The organism is Pontibacter sp. HJ8, assembly GCF_054824225.1.
Window position 1 is genome coordinate 1 of record NZ_JSYF01000092.1, and the last position, 3,446, is coordinate 3,446.

The window sequence follows — 3,446 nt, forward strand, 5'->3', positions numbered from 1 at the left end:
TCAACGGCATGCCAGCAAGGCATAAAAAAAGATGTGCAGCGCTAATGCAGATCTTCCAATCATAAGGTTAAAAGTCTAAGACCAGCCTCCTGAGTACAAATTCACACAATAGCCATTACAGTAAGGCAAGTTTACGCTGCTTTTCATATCCATTTGAAAGGCAGATTCAGTAGTGCTGCAATTCGAGATTCAACCCATTTCCCTTCCATATAGGCTTTGCTATAATATACCTGCAAAGTATAACATCATCTTTAACAAGAATTTAAAATCCATCATATGAAAAGATTATTTACAATCGCATTAACCATCTTGTGTATCAGCTTTTTCCAGTTTAATGCGTCTGCCCAGGAAAAGCATGGCAGCACGTTAAATTTGGGTGTAGGCATTGGCGGCTATGGCGGCTACTACAAATATGCCAACCGTTCGTTACCCGTTTTCAACATTAACTATGAATTTGATGTAGCCAAAAACTTTACCGTGGCTCCCTTTATAAGCTTCTCTACTTTCTCAAATGATTATAGAAATAACAACACCTATTATACTTATCATGAAACGGTGATCCCGATCGGTGCTAAAGGCACTTATTACTTTGATGATATATTGAATGCTAACTCGAAATGGGATTTCTATATGGCCGGTTCAGTAGGGCTTTCAATCATAAACTCTGGTTGGGATAATGGTTATGATGGAGACAAAAACTATTACCGCAGAGGGAACCCTTTATTCCTGGATCTGCACATAGGTACAGAATACCATTTTAATAACAGAGTTGGCGCCTTCCTTGATCTTTCCACAGGTGTTTCTACCATTGGTATAGCCATACATTAATCAACTTTAGCCAGTTAGTTAAAATCTGTCCTGTTGCTGATGTTCCGGTTTAAAACCCGGTAGTTAGCGATAGGACAAATTGCTTTACTTTAAGCCAACCCATAATATAACTTTAACCCGCTTTGATCTCCACTTTAATTATACTTTACCGCTTAATGAATTAATGTTGGCGCACAAACGTCATAAGTACAAATCACAGAACCTGTTTTACAGCTTTTCGAAAAATCCTGATCTCATTGCTCATCACTTCGCACCAGGTTTTAAGCATTTTGCCAGCAGCAGCGCCGAACCATACTCCCGGATTTGAGTATGCACTAAACAAAAACAAATGAAATTATATATTAAGTACATGGTCAGCAACCGCTGCAAAGCACTGGTGCAGGAAGAACTCATAAGTCTTGGGTTGCAATCAGAGTATGTGGTAGTAGACCTGGGCGTGGTAGAGATACACAAAGATATTACCGACATCCAGCTTGAACAGCTAAAAGAAAACCTGAGCAAAGCTGGGCTGGAGTTACTCGATGACAGCAAAAGCAAACTGATCGATAAGATTAAGACACTGATCACAGACATGATCCATGCTTCGGAAGAACAGCCGAAAGTGAATTACTCGGTTTACATCAGCGAAAAACTGGGTTACAACTACAACTACCTGGCCACCATCTTCTCCGAAGTCAAAGGCATCACCATTCAGCAGTTCATCATCATCCATAAAATAGAGAAAGCAAAAGAGCTGCTCTTTTACGACAACCTCACCCTTACTGAAATTGCCCATCGCCTGCATTACAGCAGTGTCGCCCATTTGTCCAGCCAGTTTAAAAAAGTGACAGGCCTTTCGCCTTCCTTTTACAAGCACATCAAAGGCAAACGTGAAGGCGTACTCGAAAACCTGTAAAATTTGAAACATACTTGTGAAAGTATGTAAAGTATACCCGCCCCATTTCCCCCACCTTTGTTCAACCTTATGTGTGCATCCTTCACGTTGCAGAGGTGCTTGTACTTATGTTTGACTTTTTCATGCCTGCCTCCTTTACCCTAACACAGGGTGTTGAGATTTTCTGGCCTGAGTAGTTTAACTATGGCCTGCTTAAATATTTCATAAAGCTCATTTTTAACTTCCTGTCATGGTTACTCCTCGACCTGAAAGTCCAAAACAATATCTCAACTTCCCAATCCGCTTACCTCTGCCTATGAACCTGAAAAAACTAAAGACCGGAAATGCTTCCTTCGATCATATCTCTCATGGCGGATTGCCACTAGGTCGCACGACCCTTGTGGCAGGTAGCTCTGGTAGCGCAAAAACGCTTTTTGGTGCGCAATTCCTGGCGTTGGGCATTCAGTTGTTCAACCAGCCCGGCGTTTTTGTCACGTTTGAAGAACAAGTAGATGATATACGCAAAAACCTGAAAAGCTTTAACTGGGACATTGATACCTGGGAAAAAGAAGGCAAATGGATATTTGTTGATGCGGCCCCGAAAGAAGAAAATATTATAGCGGTTGGTGATTTCGACCTGAGTGCTTTCCGGATCAGGTTAGAGAGAGCGGTACAAAAGTGCAGGGCACAACGGGTCGTGATCGATTCCATTGGTAGTATTTTTACGCAATTTCACGAGGAGATGCATACCATCCGTCGGGAGCTGATACAGGTGGCCCTGACCTTGTCGCGCTTGGGTGCAACGTCTCTCATTACGGCCGAACGCCTGGAAGAATACGGCAAAATTACACGCTTCGGAGTAGAAGAATTCCTGACAGATAACGTAATTATACTTCGGAACGTGTTGCATAAAGAGAAGCGCAGAAGAACCATCGAGATCCTGAAATTCAGGGGAAGCGATCACGAAAAGGGTGAAAACCCATATTCAATAAACCCGGATAAGGCTATTGTCATCATCCCCTTGTCGGCCATGATCCTGAAGCATATTTCATCCAACGAAAGGGTCACTTCGGGCATACCTGCACTGAACGAAATGATAAATGGCGGATTTTACAAAGGCTCCATCAACCTGATTTCCGGAGCAATCGGTGCTGGCAAAACCTTACTGGTGGCACACTTTATAGATGGTATACGGGAGAAAAAGGAGCGCTGCCTGCTCATGGCTTTTGAAGAAAGCAATGAGCAACTATACCGTAACGCAGCCGGCTGGGGCATTGATTTCAAGCAACTGGAAGCAGAAGGACTTCTGAAAGTGATCTGCCTTTATCCGGAGATCTCCTCCCTGGAGGATCATTTCATCAACATCCAGGAAGTTGTGGAAGACTTCAAGCCTGATAGGATTGCCATCGATAGTTTATCTGCTCTATCGCGCACCTCTACAGACAAAGGTTTCCGGGAGTTTATCATTGCCTTTACCTCTTACCTCAAACATAAGGAAATTACCGGCATGTTTACGTCCAATACGCCCTTGCTGGCAGGCGGCACATCCGATACAGAAGGCAGCATTTCTCCTATTACGGATTCGATTATCCTGCTGCGCTATGTGGAAATGTCCGGCGAAATGCAACGCAGCATCGCTGTTCTTAAAATGCGCGGCTCCAAACACGATTCTTCTATCCGGAAATTTTCCATCACCGATGAAGGAGCTAACATCGGAAAACACTTCCAAGGCATCAGCGGCATT

At 43.3% G+C, this 3,446-nt stretch carries 3 protein-coding genes; all 3 read left to right on the forward strand.

The annotated features are described in order from the left end of the window. Positions 1-276 precede the first annotated feature (276 nt). Complete coding sequence (locus OB13_RS05600; protein WP_461489167.1) at positions 277-828, forward strand: hypothetical protein; 552 nt, start codon at positions 277-279, stop codon at positions 826-828. Positions 829-1,156: 328 nt separating this feature from the next. After that, positions 1,157-1,723 (forward strand): AraC family transcriptional regulator, encoded by a 567-nt coding sequence (locus tag OB13_RS05605; RefSeq protein ID WP_461489168.1) that lies wholly within the window; start codon positions 1,157-1,159, stop codon positions 1,721-1,723. 295 nt (positions 1,724-2,018) lie between these two features. Then, positions 2,019-3,446, forward strand: a 1,428-nt coding sequence (gene kaiC / locus OB13_RS05610) for a circadian clock protein KaiC (protein WP_461489169.1), incomplete at its 3' end; no start/stop codon positions are given.

Excerpts from the sequence above, each read along its gene's own strand:
- OB13_RS05600 (WP_461489167.1), top strand. The coding sequence starts at position 277 with ATGAAAAGATTATTTACAATCGCATTAACCATCTTGTGTATCAGCTTT.
- OB13_RS05605 (WP_461489168.1), top strand. The coding sequence starts at position 1,157 with ATGAAATTATATATTAAGTACATGGTCAGCAACCGCTGCAAAGCACTG.